At 69.9% G+C, this 19,950-nt stretch carries 16 protein-coding genes; 8 read left to right on the top strand and 8 right to left on the bottom strand.

What is annotated here, in order from left to right:
- Window positions 1–933 (bottom strand): alpha/beta fold hydrolase, encoded by a 933-nt coding sequence (locus HPO96_RS23985; protein WP_171676212.1) that lies wholly within the window; start codon window positions 931–933, stop codon window positions 1–3.
- Between the two features lie 43 nt (window positions 934–976).
- Between HPO96_RS23985 and ligD the strand changes: the two genes are divergently transcribed.
- The 4 genes from ligD to HPO96_RS23965 all read left to right on the top strand — a co-directional run bounded on the left by ligD (window position 977) and on the right by HPO96_RS23965 (window position 3,439).
- Window positions 977–1,900: a non-homologous end-joining DNA ligase gene (gene ligD, locus HPO96_RS23980; protein WP_171676210.1), complete on the top strand. Its 924-nt coding sequence runs from the start codon at window positions 977–979 to the stop codon at window positions 1,898–1,900.
- A 109-nt stretch (window positions 1,901–2,009) separates the two neighbouring features.
- The gene (locus HPO96_RS23975; RefSeq protein ID WP_171676834.1) at window positions 2,010–2,642 is read left to right on the top strand and encodes a TetR family transcriptional regulator; all 633 of its coding nucleotides are present in this window, start codon (window positions 2,010–2,012) and stop codon (window positions 2,640–2,642) included.
- A gap of 150 nt (window positions 2,643–2,792) precedes the next feature.
- Entirely contained in the window at window positions 2,793–3,020 is a 228-nt protein-coding gene (locus HPO96_RS23970; RefSeq protein ID WP_171676208.1) for a DUF3107 family protein, read from the top strand.
- Window positions 3,021–3,166: 146 nt separating this feature from the next.
- Window positions 3,167–3,439, top strand: a complete 273-nt coding sequence (locus tag HPO96_RS23965) for a GlsB/YeaQ/YmgE family stress response membrane protein (protein ID WP_337796783.1) — start codon at window positions 3,167–3,169, stop codon at window positions 3,437–3,439.
- 64 nt (window positions 3,440–3,503) lie between these two features.
- Here the strand turns inward: HPO96_RS23965 and HPO96_RS23960 are convergent, their stop codons facing one another.
- Together HPO96_RS23960 and HPO96_RS23955 are read right to left on the bottom strand one after the other, a co-directional pair.
- Complete coding sequence (locus HPO96_RS23960) at window positions 3,504–4,661, bottom strand: glycosyltransferase (protein ID WP_171676206.1); 1,158 nt, start codon at window positions 4,659–4,661, stop codon at window positions 3,504–3,506.
- 51 nt (window positions 4,662–4,712) lie between these two features.
- A complete protein-coding gene (locus tag HPO96_RS23955) occupies window positions 4,713–5,393 on the bottom strand; it encodes a ferritin-like fold-containing protein (RefSeq protein WP_171676204.1) in 681 nt (226 codons plus the stop codon).
- Between the two features lie 321 nt (window positions 5,394–5,714).
- Here HPO96_RS23955 and HPO96_RS23950 point away from each other — a divergent pair, with 321 nt between their 5' ends.
- Complete coding sequence (locus HPO96_RS23950; protein WP_171676202.1) at window positions 5,715–7,625, top strand: DEAD/DEAH box helicase; 1,911 nt, start codon at window positions 5,715–5,717, stop codon at window positions 7,623–7,625.
- Window positions 7,626–7,709: 84 nt separating this feature from the next.
- On the top strand, window positions 7,710–8,591 hold the full coding sequence (locus HPO96_RS23945; protein ID WP_171676200.1) for a DUF4349 domain-containing protein: 882 nt from the start codon (window positions 7,710–7,712) through the stop codon (window positions 8,589–8,591).
- Here HPO96_RS23945 and HPO96_RS23940 read toward each other — a convergent pair.
- Window positions 8,558–9,310, bottom strand: coding sequence for an AAA family ATPase (locus HPO96_RS23940; protein ID WP_171676198.1), 753 nt, complete (start codon window positions 9,308–9,310; stop codon window positions 8,558–8,560). The two genes, HPO96_RS23945 and HPO96_RS23940, sit on opposite strands and share 34 nt — an antisense overlap.
- A gap of 85 nt (window positions 9,311–9,395) precedes the next feature.
- Here HPO96_RS23940 and HPO96_RS23935 point away from each other — a divergent pair, with 85 nt between their 5' ends.
- Together HPO96_RS23935 and HPO96_RS23930 are read left to right on the top strand one after the other, a co-directional pair.
- The gene (locus HPO96_RS23935; protein WP_171676196.1) at window positions 9,396–10,931 is read left to right on the top strand and encodes an MFS transporter; all 1,536 of its coding nucleotides are present in this window, start codon (window positions 9,396–9,398) and stop codon (window positions 10,929–10,931) included.
- A 19-nt stretch (window positions 10,932–10,950) separates the two neighbouring features.
- The gene (locus HPO96_RS23930) at window positions 10,951–11,826 is read left to right on the top strand and encodes an alpha/beta fold hydrolase (protein ID WP_171676194.1); all 876 of its coding nucleotides are present in this window, start codon (window positions 10,951–10,953) and stop codon (window positions 11,824–11,826) included.
- A gap of 6 nt (window positions 11,827–11,832) precedes the next feature.
- Here the strand turns inward: HPO96_RS23930 and HPO96_RS23925 are convergent, their stop codons facing one another.
- From HPO96_RS23925 to HPO96_RS23910, 4 genes are all read right to left on the bottom strand, one after another.
- Complete coding sequence (locus HPO96_RS23925; RefSeq protein WP_171676192.1) at window positions 11,833–15,075, bottom strand: DUF2961 domain-containing protein; 3,243 nt, start codon at window positions 15,073–15,075, stop codon at window positions 11,833–11,835.
- Window positions 15,076–15,180: 105 nt separating this feature from the next.
- Complete coding sequence (locus tag HPO96_RS23920; RefSeq protein WP_171676190.1) at window positions 15,181–17,298, bottom strand: hypothetical protein; 2,118 nt, start codon at window positions 17,296–17,298, stop codon at window positions 15,181–15,183.
- Window positions 17,295–18,806 (bottom strand): family 43 glycosylhydrolase, encoded by a 1,512-nt coding sequence (locus HPO96_RS23915; protein WP_171676188.1) that lies wholly within the window; start codon window positions 18,804–18,806, stop codon window positions 17,295–17,297. Before HPO96_RS23915 ends, HPO96_RS23920 begins: the two co-directional genes overlap by 4 nt.
- A gap of 90 nt (window positions 18,807–18,896) precedes the next feature.
- Window positions 18,897–19,844, bottom strand: coding sequence for a hypothetical protein (locus tag HPO96_RS23910; protein ID WP_171676186.1), 948 nt, complete (start codon window positions 19,842–19,844; stop codon window positions 18,897–18,899).
- Window positions 19,845–19,950: the final 106 nt, after the last annotated feature.

Here is a 19,950-nt window from a genome sequence, read left to right as displayed (position 1 = left end):
TCAACTGCGTCTCAGTCGCACGTCAATCAGGTCGCGAAAGGCGGCAGCTACCTGTTCGGGGTGTTCCATCTGCGCGACATGCCCGGATCTGGGCAGGTAGAGCAGGCGCGCGTTCGGGAACGTGCGCTGCGCCTTGGCCCGGATCCGCGAGTCGACGAGCCGGTCGCGTCCGCCGTACACCAGCAGCACCGGGCACTCGACCGAGGCGGCGTCGGCCCACAGCGAACGGCTCGGCGGCGCCAGCGACGACCACAGGATGCTGCGTGCGGCCTCGGTGGTGACCTGCGTACCCCACGGGTCGCTGTCGCGGCGGTGCAGCTCTTCCTCGTACGCCGCGCGCACCTCGGGCAGCAGTGTCCGCGGGTCGCCGAACACCATCGACAACGACGCTTCGAACCGCCGGTCGAACGGCAGCTGCCGCGTCCGGCTCAGAACGGCCGGGCCGAGCCGTGGCGTCGCCAGAGCGGCGAACCAGAGCGCACTGGCCGACACCCGTGGATGCGGCAGCGCAGGCGAGACGAGCGTCAGCGACGCGACCAGATCCGGACGCCGGGCGGCCAGCGCGACCGCAGCGGCCCCGCCCATCGAGTTGCCGAACACATTGGCCGGCTGGTCGAACTCGCGCTCCAGCAGCTCGATCAGGACGTCGGCCTGTTCGGTGATCCCCGTCGTCCCGGCGACCGGCGTCCGGCCGAAACCGGGCAGGTCGGGCGCGATGCCGCGAATGGTGTCGTTGAGCAGCAGCCCGAGCGCCGTCCAGTTCAGCGACGACCCACCCAGACCGTGCACGTACAGCGCCGGCGGCAGGCCTGCCCCGGCGCCGGGAACGTCCCTGACGAGCAGGTCCACCCCGGCGACCGGCACCTGCCGAGCCGGCCACTCCTGTGTCTCCAGCGGCGCATCAGCGCCGGTTACTGCCCCGTAACTCTCCACAAAAGCCATGTTAGGACGACTTGCGAGGTGGAGACTGGGACTTATGGCCGCGCCGCAGCAACTGACGACCGAGGTCGACGGGCAGACGTTGAAGCTCACCAACCTCGGCAAGGTCCTCTATCCGCAGACCGGGTTCACCAAGGCTGAGGTGATCGACTACTACCACCAGGTGGCCACGCTGCTGCTGCCACATCTGTCGGACCGGCCACTGACGCGGAAGCGCTGGCCGGACGGCACCGCGGCGGCGTACTTCTTCGAGAAGAACGCGCCGCGCGGCACCCCGGCCTGGGTGCGTACCGAGACGCTGCCGACACCGGGCAGCTCGACCGGCCGGGACGAGGCGGACTTCGTGGTCGCGGACGACATCCAGACCGTCGTATGGCTCGCCAACCTCGCTGCGCTCGAACTGCACGTGCCGCAGTGGCGCATCGGGCAATCCGAGCACGGCGCCGACCCACAGGCCGACCTCATCGTGTTCGACCTCGACCCTGGGCCCGGAGCGACCATCGTCGAGTGCTGCGACGTCGCGCTGGCGCTGCGGGAGCTGCTGGCGCACTACGGGCTCGAAGGCTGGCCGAAGACGTCCGGGAACAAGGGCATGCACCTGTACGTGCCGATCGAGCCCGCGTCGTCCCGGCGTACCAGCGCCTTCGCCAAGCAGCTCGCCGAGCAGCTGGCCGAGGCCCTGCCGGAGAGCGTCACGGCGAACATGACCAAGGCGCTCCGGCCGGACAAGGTCTTCATCGACTGGAGCCAGAACGCCAGCGCCAAGACCACACTGGCGCCGTACTCGCTGCGCGGCGCGGAGGAGCCACGGGTGTCGACTCCGATCGATTGGGACGAGGTGGCCGGCGCCACCGCGCCCGAAGAGCTCAGGTTCCTCCCGCACGACGTCCTGGCCCGGATCGAGGCGTACGGCGACGTCCTGGGCGACCTGTACGCCGACCCGCGGCCACTGCCCGGGTAAGCGGCATCGGCGGGGAAGCTACTGACCGGGAGGACCGATGGGTAGGATTCGGGGAACGACCGGGCGGCGGGACCTGCTGCTCGGCCCCGCACCACCGAAGGAGCCCGACGTGTCGACGACACCGGAGACCGCACCGAAACGCGGCAGCCGCCTGCCCCGGCTGGCCCGCCGCGCGCAACTGCTGGAGGCGGCCCAGGAGGTTTTCGTCGCGAACGGGTACCACGCCGCCGCGATGGACGACATCGCCGACCGGGCCGGCGTCTCCAAGCCGGTCCTGTACCAGCACTTCCCCGGCAAGCTCGACCTCTACCTGGCGCTGCTGGACACCTCGTGCGACGCGATCGTCGCCTCGGTCCAGGACGCGCTGAAGTCGACCGAGGACAACAAGCTCCGGGTCGCGGCGACCATCCACGCGTTCTACGACTACGTGGCCAACGCCCAGGGCGCCTTCCGGCTGGTCTTCGAGTCCGACCTGACCAACGAGCCCGCCGTCCGCGAGCGCGTCGACCGCGTCACGCACGCCTGCGCCGAGGCGGTCTCCGAGGTGATCAGCGCGGACGCCGGGCTGAACCACGAGCAGTCGATGGTGCTGGCGGTCAGCCTGGTCGGGATGGCCCAGGTCAGCGCCCGGTACTGGCTGGCCGTCGGCGACGGCACCTCCCTGCCCCAGGAGCACGCGGCCGACCTGGTCGCCTCGCTGGCCTGGCGGGGGATCCGCGGCTTCCCGCGCAGCGACAGCTGACACAGTCCGCGCAGCGAAAGCTGACACAGTCCGCGGTCCGACGGCTGACGTTCTGCTCTGGGCGGACGGGTGAGAGCTCGCCGACGGTAGCGGATAGGCTCGAACCGTCACCGGCGAGAGCCGCCGGTCGGAACGTGCCCGGAGGGTTTCGTGGAGGTCAAGATCGGCGTACAGCACGCCAATCGCGAGTTGGTGCTGGAGAGCGAGCAGAGCCCGGACGAGGTGCAGGCGCTGGTTGCGGACGCGTTCAGCGGTAAGAGCAACCTGCTGCAGCTGACCGACGACAAGGGCCGCCGGGTGCTCGTGCCCGCGGACCGGCTCGCCTACGTGGAGATCGGTGAGGTCTCGATCCGGAAGGTCGGATTCGGCGCGATCTGATCGCGTTCCGGACACGCTCGCGCGTGTCCGGGTTCCGGAATCCGGTTGCATGGGCACCATGTGCGGTGAGACCTGCGCCAAGGTGGTCTGGTAGCTACGGGGCGCCAGATCGGGGCGCAGGTCGAAACCCCTCACAAGGAGGAACCGTGGGTTACTGGATCTGGATGATCATCGTCAGTCTGCTCGCAGGCGTCATCTTCGGGCCGCTGGCCCGGCTGGTGCTCCCCGGCAAACAGAACATCAGCCTCGGCTGGACCATCCTCGGCGGCGGTATCGGCGCCTTCATCGGTGGTCTGATCGCCTACTTCCTCGACATCAAGGACACCAACGGCCCGGACTGGATCCAGTACCTGATCCAGATCATCTGCGCCGCGGTCGTGATCGCGATCATCGCGGGACGCAAACCGAAGACCAGTTGACGTCAGCGCTCGTCCTCGACGGCCGCCGTCCCCGGAGCTCCGGGGCAGGCGGCCGTTGCGCTGTTCAGACCCGGCCGGCCAGCTGTTCGTAGAGGGCCAGCAGCTTCTCGGCGTGCTCCCGCGGCTCGGGCCGGTAGCGCGGCGCCCACGGGCGCGCCGGGTCCGGCGTCCGGAACGACCGGGCGACGACGCCGGCCAGCCCGCGCGGCTCGGCCGGGGCGAACGTCCGGGTCGCCTCGTGGCCGCGGTAGAGCCACGGGTCGACGACGATCAGCGGGCAGCCGGCCGCCTCGGCCTCGTGCGCGACCAGCGACTGGGTCTCGGTGACCGAGCAGATGACGACCGCGCTCGCGGCCGCGTAGTACCCGGCCAGCTCCGAGCGCGGCAGGACGCCGGGCATCCGGACCCGCTCGGCGATGCCAAGATCCTCGATCAGCTGCGTGACCCGGCCGCCGTACCCGCCGACCAGGACCAGGCAGGCATCCGGGCGCTCGGCAACCAGCTCCGCGAACATGCGCAGCAGCAGCTCGTCGTTCTTCTCACCGCTCAGCCGGCCGACCGACAGCACGATCGGGTCGCTCGCGCCGAGGCGCAGCGCCTGGCGGATCTCGTCCGTGCTGACCGATGGCGCCGGCAGTGGCAGCGTCGGGCTCGGCAGGACGGCGGTCGGCGCCTCACAGCCCAGCTCGTTGAGGCTGTGCTCGACCTTCGCGGTCGGTGCGATCACCAGGTCGACGGCGCGCAACAGGTTCTGCACCTCGGTGCACTTCGACTGGTAGCCCCGGGGCGCGCCGACGCCGAGCCGCCAGGCCCGACCGGCCGTCCAGATCGCCAGGCGGATCTCCGCGTAGTGCCGCTGGTAAGCCTCGATATCGGTGTGCCAGGTCAGCACGAGAGGGATCTTGCGGCGCCACGCGGCGTACAGACCACCCACACCGACCGGACCGAGGGTGTGGACATGGATGACGTCGTAGTCCGGCTTGTGCCCGGGCAGACACGTCCCGAGCCGGTAGTCACGACCCCAGAGGTCCACACCGGGTACCGAGCGGATCGGCAGCGCGCTGGTGTTGTTCTTGCTCTTGTACGGCGCGACCACCTCCAGCTCGAGGTCGTCGAGCTCGAGCAAAGCGGTTCCGGCCGCCTCCAGCGAGACGGCGACACCGTCGGCGCGCGGCACCAGGGTGTCGGAGTACAGGCCCAAGCGGATCGGGCGGTGTGTCATGAGGCAGGCTCCGGCGTCAGACCCCCGTTGGACAGAACGGACGGTATGAAATCAGGCCTGAAGGCCAAGCGCAGTCATCCGGGCGGTGTGGGCCTCGGTCAGTCTGGTGAACATTCGGCCAATGGCGGCCAAATCGAGCCCCGGACGGTCGACACTGCCGGCCAGCAGCGCGGCCAGCGAGTCCCGGTCGGCGGCGATCCGCTGCGCCTGGCTGAGCGCCTCACCGACCAGTCGGCGGCCCCACAGCGCCAGCCGGCCGCCGAGTTTGGGGTCCTCCTCGATGGCGGCCCGGACCCGGTCCACCACGAACTCGGCCTGGCCGGAGTCGGCGAACACCTCGAGCACCAGGGCCCGGGTCTCGGCGTCCACGAACGAGGCGATCTCGCGGTAGAAGTCGTTGGCCAGCCCGTCGCCGACGTACGCCTTGACCAGACCCTCCAGCCAGTCCGACGGCGCGGTGTGGTCGTGGAAGGCGTCCAGCGGCGTGACGAACGGCTGCATCGCCTCCATCGGGTCCACCCCGAGGGCGACCAGGCGGTCGCGCAGTTGCTGGAAGTGTCCGAACTCGGTGGTCGCCAGTGCGGCGAGCTCCGCCTTGTCGTTCAGGGTCGGGGCCAGCTTGGCGTCCTCGGCCATCCGCTCGAAGGCGGTCAGCTCGCCGTACGCGAGAACTCCCAGCAGGTCCACCGCCGCGGCCCGGTAGGCGGGATCGTCAAAGGCCGTCTGCTCCATAAACCGGCACCCTATCCGGCTCCGAGGGCGGGTGGACAACAGTGGCGCAAACCACACGAACCGGAGTTGACGCACGTTGCCGTTACACTGGTGAGTGATTCGCCGGTGACGCGCCCACATGGGCACGCTGGTGCGAGGTGCTTGCACAGTGTCCCCGCGCCTCTTCTGACGAGGCTTCACAGCCTCCGGCGCCCGGCCACTGTCCGTACAAGCATGTGAGAGGCGATCAGCCTGACCACCTTCCGAGAGCTCGGCGTCCTGCCTGAGATCTGCGACGCGCTCGAGCGCGTCAACATCGTGGAGCCGTTCCCGATCCAGGAAATGACGCTCCCCATCGCCCTGATGGGCACCGACCTGATCGGCCAGGCCCGGACCGGGACCGGTAAGACGCTCGGCTTCGGCATCCCGCTGCTGCAGCGCACGATCTCCCCCGGCGAGGCCGACTACGAGCAGCTGGCCGCCCCGGGTAAGCCGCAGGCCCTGGTCGTCACCCCGACCCGCGAGCTGACCATCCAGGTCGCCAAGGACCTCGAGGTCGCCTCGACCGTCCGCACGGTCCGCGTCCTGACCATCTACGGCGGCGTCGCCTACGACCCGCAGCTGGACGCGCTGAAGAAGGGCGTCGACGTCGTCGTCGGCACCCCCGGGCGGCTGCTCGACCTGGCCAACCGCGGCGTCCTCGACCTCAGCCACATCAAGGTACTCGTCCTCGACGAGGCCGACGAGATGCTCGACCTGGGCTTCCTGCCCGATGTCGAGCGGATCCTGCGCAAGACACCCGAGCTGCGGCAGACGATGTTGTTCTCGGCAACGATGCCGTCGGCCGTGATCGGCCTGGCCCGCACCCACATGCGACACCCGCTGAACATCCGGGCCGAGTCGCACGACGACACCCAGACGGTGCCGGCCACGGCGCAGTTCGTCTACCGCGCGCACGACCTGGACAAACCCGAGGTCGTCGCCCGGATCCTGCAGGCCGAGGACCGCGGCCGGGTGATGATCTTCTGCCGGACCAAACGCGAGGCGTCCCGGCTCACCGACGACCTGCAGGACCGCGGCTTCAAGGCCGCCGCGATCCACGGCGACCTGAACCAGCAGGCCCGGGAGCGGGCGCTGACCCGGTTCCGCGGTGACAAGATCGACGTCCTGGTCTGCACCGACGTCGCCGCCCGCGGCATCGACGTCGAAGGCGTCACGCACGTCATCAACAACACCTGCCCCGAGGACGAGAAGGCCTACGTGCACCGGATCGGCCGCACCGGCCGCGCCGGCGCGAGCGGGATCGCCGTCACCTTCGTGGACTGGGCCGACGTCACCCGCTGGAAGACGATCAACAAGGCGCTCGACCTGCCCTACCCGGACCCGCAGGAGATCTACTCCACGTCGCCCGAGCTGTACCACGACCTGGGCATCCCGACCGATGCCAAGGGCCGGATCCGGGCCGCCCGCGAGGAGCAGCCGCGCGAGGCCCGGGCAGACCGCCCGCCCCGGCGCGAGGACGGCGAGGCCCCGGCCAAGCGCCGCAGCCGGAGCCGGACGCGGAAGCGCACCCGGGCCGGTCAGCCGCTCGAAGAGGGCGCCGACGTCACCGCGAAGACCGATGTGCCGCCCGCGTCCGAGGCCGTCGAGGCCCCGGCCGAGCGGAAGCCGCGCAAGCGCACCCGCAACCGTCGCTCGGGCGCCGAGACCCCGGTCGAGGCAGTCGAGACTCCGGCTGTCGTCGAGGCCGAGGTCGTCGCCGAGGCTCCCGTCGAGGAGAAGCCCAAGCGGAGCCGGACGCGTCGCGCAGCTGCCGACACCCCGGTCGAGGCGGTCGTCGAGGCGCCGGCTGCTGAGGTCGTCGAGGAGAAGCCGAAGCGGAGCCGGACACGGAAGAAGGCTGCTGCTCCGGCTGAGGCCGAGGCTGCTGCTCCCGTCGAGGCGGCTGCTGAGGAGCCGGTGAAGCGGACGCGGACCCGGAAGAAGGCGGAGGTTGTCGCCGAGGCTCCGGCCGAGGAGAAGCCCAAGCGCACCCGGAAGAAGGCCGTCGCTCCGGTCGAGGCGACAGAAGCTGTCGCCGAGGAGAAGCCGAAGCGCGCACCGCGGAAGGCGGCGGCCGCCAAGCCGGTCAAGGCCGCCGAGGCGCCGCCCGCGAAGGTGTTCGACGCTCCGGCCGAGGAGCCGGTGAAGCGGACGCGCAAGAAGGCCGCTCAGTCCAGCGCCACGACGCCGATCTTCAGCGCTCCGGAGTAGCCGACCAAAGCGTTACCTCGCACCTGCAACACCCAGCCTCTCGTGGGCGTCCCTCGGGCGTAACCACGCGAGAGGGGCTGGGTGATGAGGCGGTTCAGGGGTGCGGTGGCGGTCGCTGTGGGCGTCGTACTGCTGGTCGGGTGCGGCGCCGGCGGGGGTAGTGAGAGCGCCGGGATGGCCGACAGCGGTACGTCGGTGGGCGGGCAGGCCAAGCCACAGGAGGCGCAGGCGCCCGTGGCGGAGAAGGACCAGAGCCAGCCGGAGGCGCAACCGTCGGTGACGCGGGCGATCATCAAGACCGGGTCGCTCACCGTCGAGGCCGACGATGTGGAGAAGGCGCGGCAACGCGCGATCGAGATCGTCGGCGAGCTGAAGGGGCAGATCGCCTCCGAGAACACCAACGGCGATCCGGCTGGCCAGATCACCACGGTGAACCTGGTGCTGAAGGTGCCGGGCGCGGGATTCGAGACCGCGATCCAGCGGCTGTCCGAGCTGGGTAAGCGGCTGCGCATCCAGCAGGACTCCGCCGACGTGACCGAGCAGGTCGTCGACGTGGACAGCCGGATCCGGACGCAGCGCGCCAGCCTGGACCGGATGCGCGCGCTGCTCGCGAAGGCGAACACCGTCGGTGAGATCGTCTCGGTCGAGTCCGAGCTGACCCGCCGGGAGGCGGACCTCGAAGCGCTGCTCGCGAAACAGAAGAACCTCGCACTGCAGACCGAACTGGCGACGCTCACGCTGACGCTGGCCGAGAAGGGCAAGGCGCCGGTCGACGAGGAGGACGATCGCGGGTTCCTCGCCGGGCTGAAGGGCGGTTGGGGCGCGTTCACCGCAACGTTCGCCGCGCTGGCGACGGCGCTGGGCGCGATGCTCCCGTTCCTGGTCATGCTCGCGCTGATCGGCGTACCGCTCTGGCGCTGGCGGGCGCGGCGTCAGCCGAGCAAACCGCCGGCAAGCGCTCTGTAGGCCTTCGCACCCGGGGACGCCGGCGCGGTGGCGAGGATCGTCTCGCCGATCGCCGGCGCCTCGGCGAACCGGATCGACTTCGGGATGGCCGGCTCGAGCACATCGAGCGAGTAGGTGTCGGCGATCGTCTCCAGTACTGTCCGCGCGTGCGTCGTCCGGCCGTCGTACAGCGTCGGGAGGACGCCGAGGATCCGCAACCCCGGGTTGGTCAGCCGCTGGACGTCGTGCACGGTGTCCAGCAGCTGGCCGACCCCGCGGTGCGCCAACGTCTCGCACTGCAACGGAATCAGCACGTCGGACGCCGCCGACAACCCGTTGACCGTGAGCAGCCCGAGCGTCGGCGGGCAGTCGATCAGGATCCAGTCGTACGCCGAGCGCAGCGGCCGCAGCGCCGTCCGCACCACCTGCTCCGGGCCGCTCTCCTGCGCCAGCCGCACCTCGGCCGTCGCCAGCTCGATCGTGGCCGGCAGCAGATCCGGCCCGTCGTCGAACTCGACCAGCACGTCCCGCGCCCGGACGCCGCCGAGCAGCGCGTGATGGATCGACTTGTCCAGGTCCTCGGGATCGATCCCCACCGAGAAGGTCAGACAAGCCTGCGGATCCAGATCCACCAGCAGCACCCGCTGCCCCAGCTCCGCGAGCGCAGCGCCCAGCGTCGCGACTGTGGTCGTCTTCGCCACGCCGCCCTTCTGGTTGGCCACCGCAAGAGTCCTGGGCACCCGGCCATTGTGCCGCACCGTGGAACCCCGCGCCGCACCCCCACCCCTTGACCTCAAGCGCCCTTGAACTATCAGGCTCTTCTCCATGACCTCGCCAGCCGAATGCGTCGACCCCACCGCCCCGAACTGCCCAGAACCCGAGGTTGCCGCTGCGCAACCGCGCCGCGCGGGGCGGCGGGAGTGGTTGGGGTTGGCGGTGCTGGCGCTGCCGACGATGCTGCTCGGGCTCGATGCCACCGTGCTGCACCTGGCGGCGCCCGCGTTGAGCGCGGATCTCGCGCCGAGCTCGTCGCAGTTGTTGTGGATCGTCGACGTGTACGGGTTCGTCGTGGCCGGATTGCTGGTGACGATGGGCACCGTCGGGGACCGGATCGGGCGGCGGCGGTTGCTGATGATCGGGGCGGCCGGGTTCTTGGTCGCGAGTGTGGTGGCGGCGTTCGCGACGTCGCCGGAGCTGTTGATCGCGGCCCGGGCGGCGCTGGGGCTGGCGGGGGCGACGCTGATGCCGTCGACGCTGTCGCTGTTGAGCAACCTGTTCCAGGACCCCGACCAGCGCCGGCTGGCGATCGCGATCTGGATGACGAACTTCATGATCGGCGGGATGGCTGGGCCGTTGGTGGGCGGCGTGCTGCTCGACCACTTCTGGTGGGGGTCGGTGTTCCTGCTCGGCGTCCCGCCGCTGGTCCTGCTGCTGATCGCCGCGCCGCTGCTGCTGCCCGAGTTCCGCAACACCGCGGCGGGCCGGATCGACCTGCCCAGTGTCGGGCTCTCGATCGCCGCCATCGTCGCGGTCGTGTACGCGATCAAGGAGACCGCGAAGGGCGCGGCGAGCCTGACCACGCTCGCGATCGCTCTGGGCGGCCTGTTCCTCGGCTGGGTGTTCGCACGCCGTCAGCTCCGCCTCCCGGAGCCGCTGGTCGACCTGCACCTGTTCCGCCGGTCCGCGTTCAGCGCCTCTCTCGGCGCGCAGACCTTCGGCTTGTACGTGCTGGCCGCACTCCAGTTCCTGACCGTGCAGTACTTCCAGCTCGTCCTGAACATGTCCCCACTGGAGGCGGGCCTCTGGATGCTCCCCATGATGGTCACCGGCATCGTCGGGACTCTGGCTGCACCCTGGGTCGTCCGGCACCTCCGCGCCGGCACTGCGATGACGCTGGGCCTGGCCACCGCCATTCCCGGCCTGATCCTGATGGGCGCCGCCGGACGCCTCCCGACCGTCATCGGGCTTGCAGTGGTCAGCCTCGGCATCCAGGTCGTACTGGCGCTCACGTACGACGTCATTGTCAGCAGTGCGCCGCCGGAGCGGGCCGGTGTCGCGTCCGGCATGGGTGAAACCGGCACCGAGCTCGGTATGGCGTTAGGCATCGCTATCGGCGGCAGTCTGGTCACAGCGGTCTACCGGGCCGCCGTCACCGTCCCAGCCGGTACGCCGGAGTCCGCACGCGACACCATCAGCGGAGCGATCGCCGCAGCCGATCACCTGGCCGCACCGGCCGCCCAAGAGCTGCTGACCAGCGCTCGCGACGCCTACACCAACGGCGTCCAGCTGGCCATCGTGATGAGCATCGCGGTCCTCGCCGTACTCGCCGTCGCAACAGCCAAACTGGTCCGCACCGACTGAACGGCTACTCTCTTTACTTGTGAGTACGCCACGCACGCTGACGCTGCCGGACGGGGTCCACCCAGCGACGCTGGAGACCGACCGCGGGTCCTTCGCGACCCTGATGGCGACACCGGACATCGGTACGCCGCTGGGCACCGTCCTGCTCGTCCCGGGCTGGACCGGCAGCAAAGAGGACTTCACCCCGCTGGTCGACCACCTCGCCCGCTACGGCTGGCGGACGGTCGCCGTCGACCAGCGCGGGCAGTACGAGACCCCCGGCCCGGCCGACGCTTCGGCGTACACACTGGCCGAGCTGGGCGCGGACCTGGTGGCCATGAGTACGGCGCTCGGCGGCTACAGCCAGCTGGTCGGCCACTCGTTCGGCGGGCTCGTCGCCCGGGAGGCCGTGCTGACCGATCCGTCGGTGTTCTCGACGCTCACGCTGCTCTGCTCGGGCCCGGCCGCGTTCACCAACAAGTCGACGCTGCAGTCGCTGCAGATGCTCTCGTTCGGCCTGGACAACCTGCCGATCGAGCAGGTCTACGACCTGAAGCTGGAGCACGACGTCAAGAACCCTGGGTATGTCGCCCCGCCGGACGAGATCGCCGCGTTCCTGCGCAAGCGCTTCACCAGCAACACCCCGACCGGCCTGGCCGAGATCACCCGCCGGCTGACCGACGCCGAGGACCAGACCGATCGGCTGGCCAAGGCCGGCGTCCGCCTGCAGGTCCTGTACGGCGAGAGCGACGACGGCTGGCCGATCACGGTTCAGAACGACGTGGCCGAGCGCCTCGGCATCGAACCGCAGATGGTGCCGGACGCGGCCCACTCCCCCGCCATCGAGCAGCCCGCCGCCACCGCGCGGTTCCTGGTCGAGTTCTTCCACGACCACAGCCGCTTCACCACGGACTGAGCCGGTTCACGGCCGGAGCGTCGAGGGGGCCGGCCACTCACTGTTGGCGGCGAACCAGTCGTGCCAGCGCAGCGCCTGCGGGTTCGGGACGAAGTCGCGGCCGTTGGAGAGGGCCACGAAGACATCGGCTGCCGGACCGCGGGTGAAGGTGACGATGTCGGACCGGCCGTCGCCGTCGAAGTCACCCGAGCCGGGCACCTCGGCGTTCGGAGCGAAGCCGTTGTGCCAGTCGTCACCATCCCCGGTGAAGCCGGTCCCGGTCGAGAGCGAGACGTAGACCTCGGCCTGGTCACCGCCGGTGAAGGTCGCGATATCGTCGCGGCCGTCGCCGTTGTAGTCACCGACGTCGGGTGTCTCGGTCCCGCCCGCGAAACGGCCGTGCCACTTCCACGCCGTCCCCAGGAAGGACTTCCCGTCCGACAACGCGACGAACACGCTGGCCGACGTACCGCGGGTGAACGTGACGATGTCGTCGCGGCCGTCACCGTCGAAGTCACCGACGTCGAGCAGCTCGCCCGGCAGACCGAAGTCCGCGTGCCACTGCCAGCTGTCCTCGACGAACCGGCTGCCGTCGGACAGCGAGACGTAGACGTCGTTGGCCGTGCGATTGAACGTCACGATGTCGTCCCGGCCGTCGCCGTTGAAGTCGCCGACCATCGGGACCTCGCCGTCCAGCGCGAAGTGGTCGTGCCACTTGGTCGCGGGCAGGTAGCCGTTGACGCCGTTCGACAACGCGACCCAGACGTCCTGCGCGGCGCCGCGAGTGAACGTGACGATGTCGTCGCGGCCGTCGCCGTTGAAGTCACCGGTCGCCGGGATCTCGGCGCCGACGGCGAAGGAGCCGTGCCACAGCTTCTCGGTCCCGTCGAAGGCCGATCCGGTCGACTTCGCGACGAACACGTCGGCCTGGTCGCCGCGGGTGAAGGTCACCACATCGTCCTTGCCGTCGGCATCGACGTCCGAGACCGTTGCGATCTTCGGCGTCCCGGTCGCCGAGCCCGCCGTACTGACGTTGCCAGCGGCATCGACTGCGACCACGTTGTAGAACCGCTGCTGCCCGCCTTTGAGCGCCTTGTGCAGGAAGGCTTGCATCGGTGACGTCCCGACCAGGTTGGCCGGCGTCAGCGGCACGTCGGCGGTGGTCGCCGAGTAGATCCGGTACGCCGTTGCCCCGGGCACCGGAGTCCAGTTCAACAGCAGCGAGTGGTCGCGGGAGGTCGCGATGAGCCCGGTCGGGGCGGCTGGGGCGGCCGTCGGGGTGTAGGGGGTGACGATGCTCGCGGCAACGTAGTGCGCCGCCGTCCAGGCCGGGGCACCGGCGGTCGGAGTGATCGTGACCTGGATCGAGCTCTTGCCGGACGTCGAGGCCGCGGGGAGCGGGAACTCGTCGGACAGCCAGCGCATCTTCGGGTTGCCGAGCGGCTGCCGCCAGGTACCGACCGGAACACCGTCCACGGCGACTGCGGCCTCTTGATAGGGCTTGGCCTGGTCGGCGATCCGCCGGAGCAGCACACCGGCGTTCCCGGCGTCGACTGTGAGCCGGAAACTGATGGGGCCCTGGCCGGAGCGGACCCGGTCGGTCAGCGGCAGTGAGTCGAGATCGCCTTCGGCGACGCTCTGCAGCGTACTCTCGGCCCCACCGTCGGCGTACTGATGCGCGGAGCGCGACGCCGGGTCGCCGAGGTCGACGGCGTCGGTCTCGCGGGTGCTGAGCGTGGGCTGGGTGTAGAGGAACGCGGTCGAACCGTAGTCGGCGAACCAGTCGTTCTGCATGCCGTGCTCGATACCGAAGCGCAGCGATGCGTCGTACGAGATCGCCTCCGTCACCAGCAGCCGGTAGACCGCGTCGCACTCCTGCGCGCAGCCGGCCCGGCGGACCTCGTGAGCGGTGTTACCAGTGAACGCGACGCTGTACGGGCCGCCGGCGAAGTACCAGCCGGCTTCGTAGAAGTCTTCCGTCCCGGTGCCGTGCTGCTGCGGCGACAGCGCGTTGTCGAGGTGGACCCGCTCGTCGCCTTCGAGGTAACCGCGGTTGACGCCCTCCATCGTCTGGACGACGCCGACCAGCTTCCCGCGGCCCTGCTGGTCCGCGACCATCCAGTCGTCGCCGAACGTCGTCTTGCCGCGGTGCGACTCCGCAGTGAAGTACGCCGCCGGGCCGCCCGGCGCGAGAGCAGTGCTCCACTTTGTGTCCGGTGCACTCGTGAGCTGGATTTCGACGTCCCCGACAGGCGCCCCGCTCGCGTTGACGAGCGATACCGCGGCCGAGCTCCGGTACGGCATCGGCCACCAGGTGGTGAACCAGCCGCCGGGCGCGGGATCGGCCGCGAACATCAGCGACTTCACCGGATACGCGCCGAGGCCGGTGCCGAAGAACTCCCCGATCGGCGAATCGACCGTCGTCCGGCCGTCGAACGACATCCGCAACCGCAGTCCCGCGAGGACGGCGTCCGACGGCGTCACCCCGACGAATCGCAACCGCAGCGCGCTGATCGCACCGGGCCCCTGCAGGGAGCCGAAGGCGACCTCCTGACCGGCGCCGATCGGACGCGTCTGCCCATTCGTCGTCGCGCCACTCACCGCGGGCTTCGGGTCCCGCGTTCCGGCCGCGCGGAGCGTCGTCAACACGTCTTGAGCCTGGTCGGCAGGGTTGAACGTCGTCACCCCTTCGGCGTCCGGGAAATGCCGGAAGTTCACGTGGTAGAAGAACGGGTTGCGCTGGACGACGACCTGCATCGACTGCCGGTACGGCATCGGCACCTTGATCTGGAACCCGCCGGCGGCCTGACTCGCGTTCGCCACCAGCGGGTGCACGAACGGCGCGCCGACCTTCCCATCGGTCACGTCCTTCAGCGACCGGTTGAGCACCGTCGTCCCGTCCAGCGTGACCGTGATCGTGCCGGTCTCCGACACATCCGGCACGCCGTCACGCAGCCGGGTGAACCAGATCGAGTCGATCTGTCCGGCACCGGTGTCCTCGGCGATCACACAGCCGGCCGCGACCTGCCGCAGGCAGGAGGACGAGCCGTCGAACCCGTCGTTGTTGCTCCCGTCCCGCGCGAAGCCGGAGTACTGACGGGTGCTCGTCCCGGAGGCCAGGTAGGGCAGCCGGTCCAACTGCCGCAGGCTTTCCCAACCGACCGGCCCTTTCCCCACCGCCGCGGCCGCGGCGGGATCAGCAGTCGCGACGGTCGGCACCGCGAGCGCGAGCGCCAGCAGGATCACGCCGGGCAGGCGGAAGGGCTTCACAGTGTGGCTCCTCAGGGCGGATTGGAGGCTTGTCGAAAGAGTCTCGTCCGCCCGCCCGGGAAATCGATATCCTTACGATGTCGGTCGAATGGTCCGACGACCTGGTCAGCTCGCCGTCAGCACCTGCGCCTTCATCCCCGGATGCGGGCTGACGATGGTCCAGCCGGTCGCCCCCTGCTCGAATCCGCCGTTCGTCACGGTCAGGCCGACGGCCTCGATCTCGTCGTACCCGACATCGACCAGATAGTCGCCGACACCTTGGTTCTCGCACAGCGCGAACTGCAGCAGCACCGAGGACTCACCGCGCGCGAACTGAGTGATGTCGATCGCTCCCCACAGCCCCTGGCCGTTCATCCACAGCTTCGGCGCCTCGGCGGCGTCCAGGTTGCTGAGCAGCTTCTTCCCCTTCGACGTCACGATCGTCACCTGCTTCATGTGGTACCCCGCGAGGTCGGCGGAGAGGGTGTCGTAGTCCCACCAGGAGATCTCATAGCGCGGCGCGTTCGGGTCGACCGCCATCCGCTGCTCGGCCCAGACGCACGTTCCGGCGACGGTCGGCGTCCGCTCCGGGACGTACAGGCTCAGCCGGCCCTTGCCGTACATCGCGCTGTTCCGGATCGTGCCCGGGCCGCCCGGCTGGTACGACGTACCGGTCCGCGGCAGGTCGCCGGGGATCGGGCCGGACGGCGTCGTCGGGACGGCGGGCCGCGGCCGGCCGCCGAACGCGGCCGCGATCACGTCGTACACATCCTTGGCCACCTGCGGCGTGATCTTCTCGATCGCGCCGTAGACCGTCGGGCTCTGCTGCGTGAACCGCCAGCCCCTGGTCGCCGGGTTGACGTCTTCGAAGCCGTGGTTGCCGATCGTGAACCCGGTCGGGACCAGGCTGTCGAAGCCGACATCGAACGGGAAGTTCGCCGGGCCCTGCACCGACAGCCGCAGGCCGAGTTTCGCGGTCGTCTTCCCGCGTAGCGCGGTGCTGAGATCGACGGACGCCGGGGCCCAGGTGAAGCCGAATTCGTCGGCGATGTCCGAGCGCCAGACGACCCGGTCGTCGATCAGCACTTCCTTGAAGAGTTTTTGCGACTTCCCCGGCGTCCGGCTGACCTGGTCGTAGGTGGCGAAGCGGAGACTGTGGCTCGGCGCGGCCGGGTCGACGGTGATCTGTTGGTAGGCCTCGCTGAAACCGCCTGCAGCGGCGGTCACATAGTTGCCTTGGGCAAAACTCAGCCGGCCGTCACCAGTCTGCGCGAGGTTGTTCGAGGCAACCGTCGGACGCCGGTCGTGGTTGACCGGAGCGCCGTACGCGACGATCCCGCCGATCCGCCCGTCGGCGGCGTACGGCATCGCTTGCGCGAGCGCCTCGGCGACGTACTCCGGCGAGGGCGGCAGGGCGGCGTCCAGGAACCGATCGGTGTACAGCAGCAGGATCAGGTCGAGGCGGCGCGGGTTGAGCTTGGCGAGCAGCTGGTCCAGCTGCGCGGTGACGTAGCGGGGGTCGGTGGTGCTCTGCCCGCCGCCGAGATAAGGGAGCAGGACGCCGTCGATGTACGGCGCGATCCGGTCGAGATGTTCGTCGGTGTAGTCCCCGAGGTACATCGTGGTCAGGAAGCCCAGGTTCGGGTTGATAGCGTCTTGGGTGGCCTTGATCTGGGCGAGGTACTGGGCGGTGAACAACCGGCTGTTCTGGGCGATCAGGAAGTCGTCGATCTGCCAGGCCTTGACGTTCGGGTACTGCAGCGAGAGCGTCGCGATGTTCCGCGCCCAGGCGACGAAGTCGAGTTTGAAGGGGCGGGAGCAGTAGCCCTCCAGGTACGGGCCTTCCGGCCGGTCGGCCTGGCATTCGGACGGCGGGACGAGGTCGAGCCAGATGTCGATCCCGGCGGCGCGGGCGAGTGGCGCGAACTCGCTGCGCAGATCGTCCCAATCGGTCGGCGACTCCCAGATGCCGAACAGGTAGGTGTTCACGTTCAGCGCCTTGAGGCGCTGGATCAGCTTCGGCGAGTCGTAGTGATAGCGACCGTCCGCCCGTGGCCTGGTCTCGCGCAGCTCGGCGTCGACGGTGTTGCCACCGGTCTTCGAGCTCAGGACGCCGCCGGGTGGGATGATGCCCTTCGCCCGCGTCTTGACGTCCGGGAACTGTGGTTGCGGCGCGGCCGGCGCCGCTTGCTGCCCGGCGAAGATGAGACCGGCCGCGGCCAGGAGGGCTGCCCAGCGCTTCATCCGACCTTCTCCAGCTTCCATTGCTGGCAGGCGCCCTGCCAGTACGGCCAGACGCGGACGTCGGCACCCGGGGCCGTCGCGCAGCCGGCGACGTCCAGCGTCTTGCCGCCGACCTTCGACGTCACCTTGTAGTAGCCGTTGCCCAAGGCATCGAGATACCACTCTTGGCAGTCGCCGCCCCAGTAGGGCCACTGGATCACGTCCGCGTTGTTCGCGGGTGAGCAGCCGGCGACGTCGAGGGCCTTGCTGCTGTGGTTGGCGAGCAGCTTGTACGAGCCGTCGCCGTTGTAGCTGAGCTTCCAGAGCTGACAGGGGGCGGAGTTCGCCGTCCAGACCTGGACGTTCGCGGCATCGGCGTTCGAACAGGAGGCGACTTCGAGCAGGTTGGCCGGGTTGTTGCGCGGTGCAAGCTTGTAGGTGCCGGCGGCCACGATTTCGGGGCCTGGGTCACCGGACGGGAGGGTGACCGACTGCCAGGACGCCTTCGGTACGCCGAGCTGGGGCTTGCCGGCGGCGTCGTACGTGACCTTGCCGATCCGGACCGTGCGGCCGGCGCTGCAGCTGCCGACGGGCGCGCCGTTCGAGCTGGTCACGCCGTGGTAGACGATCCAGGTCTCCTTGCCGTCGGGCGAGGTGAAGAAGCCGTGATGACCGGTGCCGAAGGCCCAGCCGGCGTCGTTGCGCTTGAAGACCGGGCCGCTGGACTTCGTCCAGGACGCCTGGTCGAGGACGTCGGAGCCGGTGAGCTCGAGGACGCCGAGGGAGTAGCCGGGTGACTCGCAGGCGCTGGCCGAGTAGTAGATGTAGACCTTGCCGTCGCGGATCAGCGAGACCGGGCCTTCGGTGACCCGGCGGAGGTTCTGTTCCCAGGGCCGGTCGGGGGTGGTGAGCAGGGCGGGCGGGCCGCTGATCGTCCACGGGTTGCTCATCGGGGCGAGGTACAGGTTCTGGCCGCCGGGGCGGCCGCTCGACCAGAGGTGGAAGAGGCGGCCGTCGGGGAGTTTCATGATGCTGCCGTCGATCGAGTGCTCGTTGCCGGTGTCCAGCTTGGCCTTGAACGCATAGGGGCCCATCGGAGCGTCGGCTTCGAGGACGAACATCCGGTGGTTGGCGTCGGTGCCGTCGTCCGCGGTGTAGTACAGGTACCACTTGCCGTCGAGCTGGTGGATCTCCGGCGCCCAGAGGTTGCAGCAGGACTCGCCGGGCTGGGGCTGCCAGAGGGTCTGCTCGGGCGCGGCGGCGAGGTCGGCTACCGAGCGCGCGGTGACGCCGACGAGTTTGTCACCGTGCGTGTAGAGCAGGTGGTAGTTGCCGTTGGCAAAGACCATCCAGGGGTCGGCGGCGTTCTCGCGGATCGGGTTGCGGACGGTGTTCGGGCGGGCCGGGAGCGGGTCGGCCTGCTGTTGCTGAGGGTTCGCCGGGACGGGCGCGGCGTCGCCGGTGATCGGCAGGAACGCCGAGACCACCACCGAAGCGGCCACCACCAGCGCGGACAGCGGTCTCGACATCCTGCACCAGCCTCACTGTCGTGGATAGTGCGGCCACGATGACACGGCGGGACGACGTCCGTCCGGCCCTTCGATCCTGCTCGAAGGGCCCTAGACCACTGGGCGGACGGCCGGCTCGACGCGCAGGACGTCGAGACCGATCGGCGTCAGCGCCTCCTTCACGGCCTTGGTGTACACGAGCAGCTGGACGTTCGCCGCGCTACCGTCCGGAGCCGTGCCGGTGCCGTAGATGCCCAGCTCGGGGCGGCTCATCAGGTCGCCGACCTGCTGCCCCAGCCGCACACCGTCGGCCTCGCTGAGTTTGGCCGGCGCGACACACAGGTTGCCGCTGAACACCTGCTCGAACTGTCGGCGAACGGCGTCCCGATCACCGTGCGCGACACCGAGCATCACGACGACCGGCTTCGACCGCGCCTGACCGTACGGGTAGTGCACCACCGGCCCGAACACCTGGTCCCGATGCTTGTCCAGGAACGCGGCCACCGCCGGGCTGTCCAGATTGCTCGGCTTCGGCGTCCACCCGCCCTTCGGCGCCGGACACGGCAACGCCGGGAACCGCACCTCCGGCCCCGGCACCGGCGCAGTCTGCTCCCGGACATCGATCGCCCCAGCCCGCCACACCCCCACCAGCCCGGCCTGCCCGAACTTGACGCCGTCCACCGCTCGCAGATCGGTCAGCTTCGCGACGTCGACGCCTTTGAGCTCCACCCGCAACCCAGCCGGACACCCCGGCGCCGCCTCCTTGGCCGGCGCGATCGCCGGCACCGGCCGCGCCGGACAGAACACCGGCGCCACCCCCGGCGCCGCAATCACCTGCCCACTGACCCGAACCCGCACCCCGTCCCGAACCAGCAACCCCTCATTACCCCGCCCCTTGCCCCCAGCAACCGACTCCGCCACCCCCGTCACCGCCACCGGCGCCGGCGCCGGCGCAGCCCCCGCCACCACCCCACCCGGCTCCGGCAACACCACCAAAACCCCAGCCCCCAACACCGCCACGCACCCAGCCACCACCGCCGGCACCCACCGCCGACCCACACCAAGCACCATCATCCGCCGCCTACCCCTGACTCAACTCCACTGACCCCTCCCCGTCTCCAACGACCCCACCACCCCCAAGTCACCCCCACCCACCCCTTCGTAA

The sequence above is a fragment of the Kribbella sandramycini genome (genome assembly GCF_013131805.1).
Classification (GTDB): Bacteria; Actinomycetota; Actinomycetes; order Propionibacteriales; family Kribbellaceae; genus Kribbella; species Kribbella sandramycini.
Note: the sequence above shows the minus strand (reverse complement) of the source record. Positions and strands in the feature narration are given on the sequence as shown.

Coding starts and splice junctions, on each gene's coding strand:
- ligD (WP_171676210.1), top strand. CDS start 977: ATGGCCGCGCCGCAGCAACTGACGACCGAGGTCGACGGGCAGACGTTG.
- HPO96_RS23960 (WP_171676206.1), bottom strand. CDS start 4,661: ATGACACACCGCCCGATCCGCTTGGGCCTGTACTCCGACACCCTGGTG.
- HPO96_RS23955 (WP_171676204.1), bottom strand. CDS start 5,393: ATGGAGCAGACGGCCTTTGACGATCCCGCCTACCGGGCCGCGGCGGTG.
- HPO96_RS23950 (WP_171676202.1), top strand. CDS start 5,715: ATGACGCTCCCCATCGCCCTGATGGGCACCGACCTGATCGGCCAGGCC.
- HPO96_RS23945 (WP_171676200.1), top strand. CDS start 7,710: ATGAGGCGGTTCAGGGGTGCGGTGGCGGTCGCTGTGGGCGTCGTACTG.
- HPO96_RS23935 (WP_171676196.1), top strand. CDS start 9,396: ATGACCTCGCCAGCCGAATGCGTCGACCCCACCGCCCCGAACTGCCCA.
- HPO96_RS23920 (WP_171676190.1), bottom strand. CDS start 17,298: ATGAAGCGCTGGGCAGCCCTCCTGGCCGCGGCCGGTCTCATCTTCGCC.
- HPO96_RS23915 (WP_171676188.1), bottom strand. CDS start 18,806: ATGTCGAGACCGCTGTCCGCGCTGGTGGTGGCCGCTTCGGTGGTGGTC.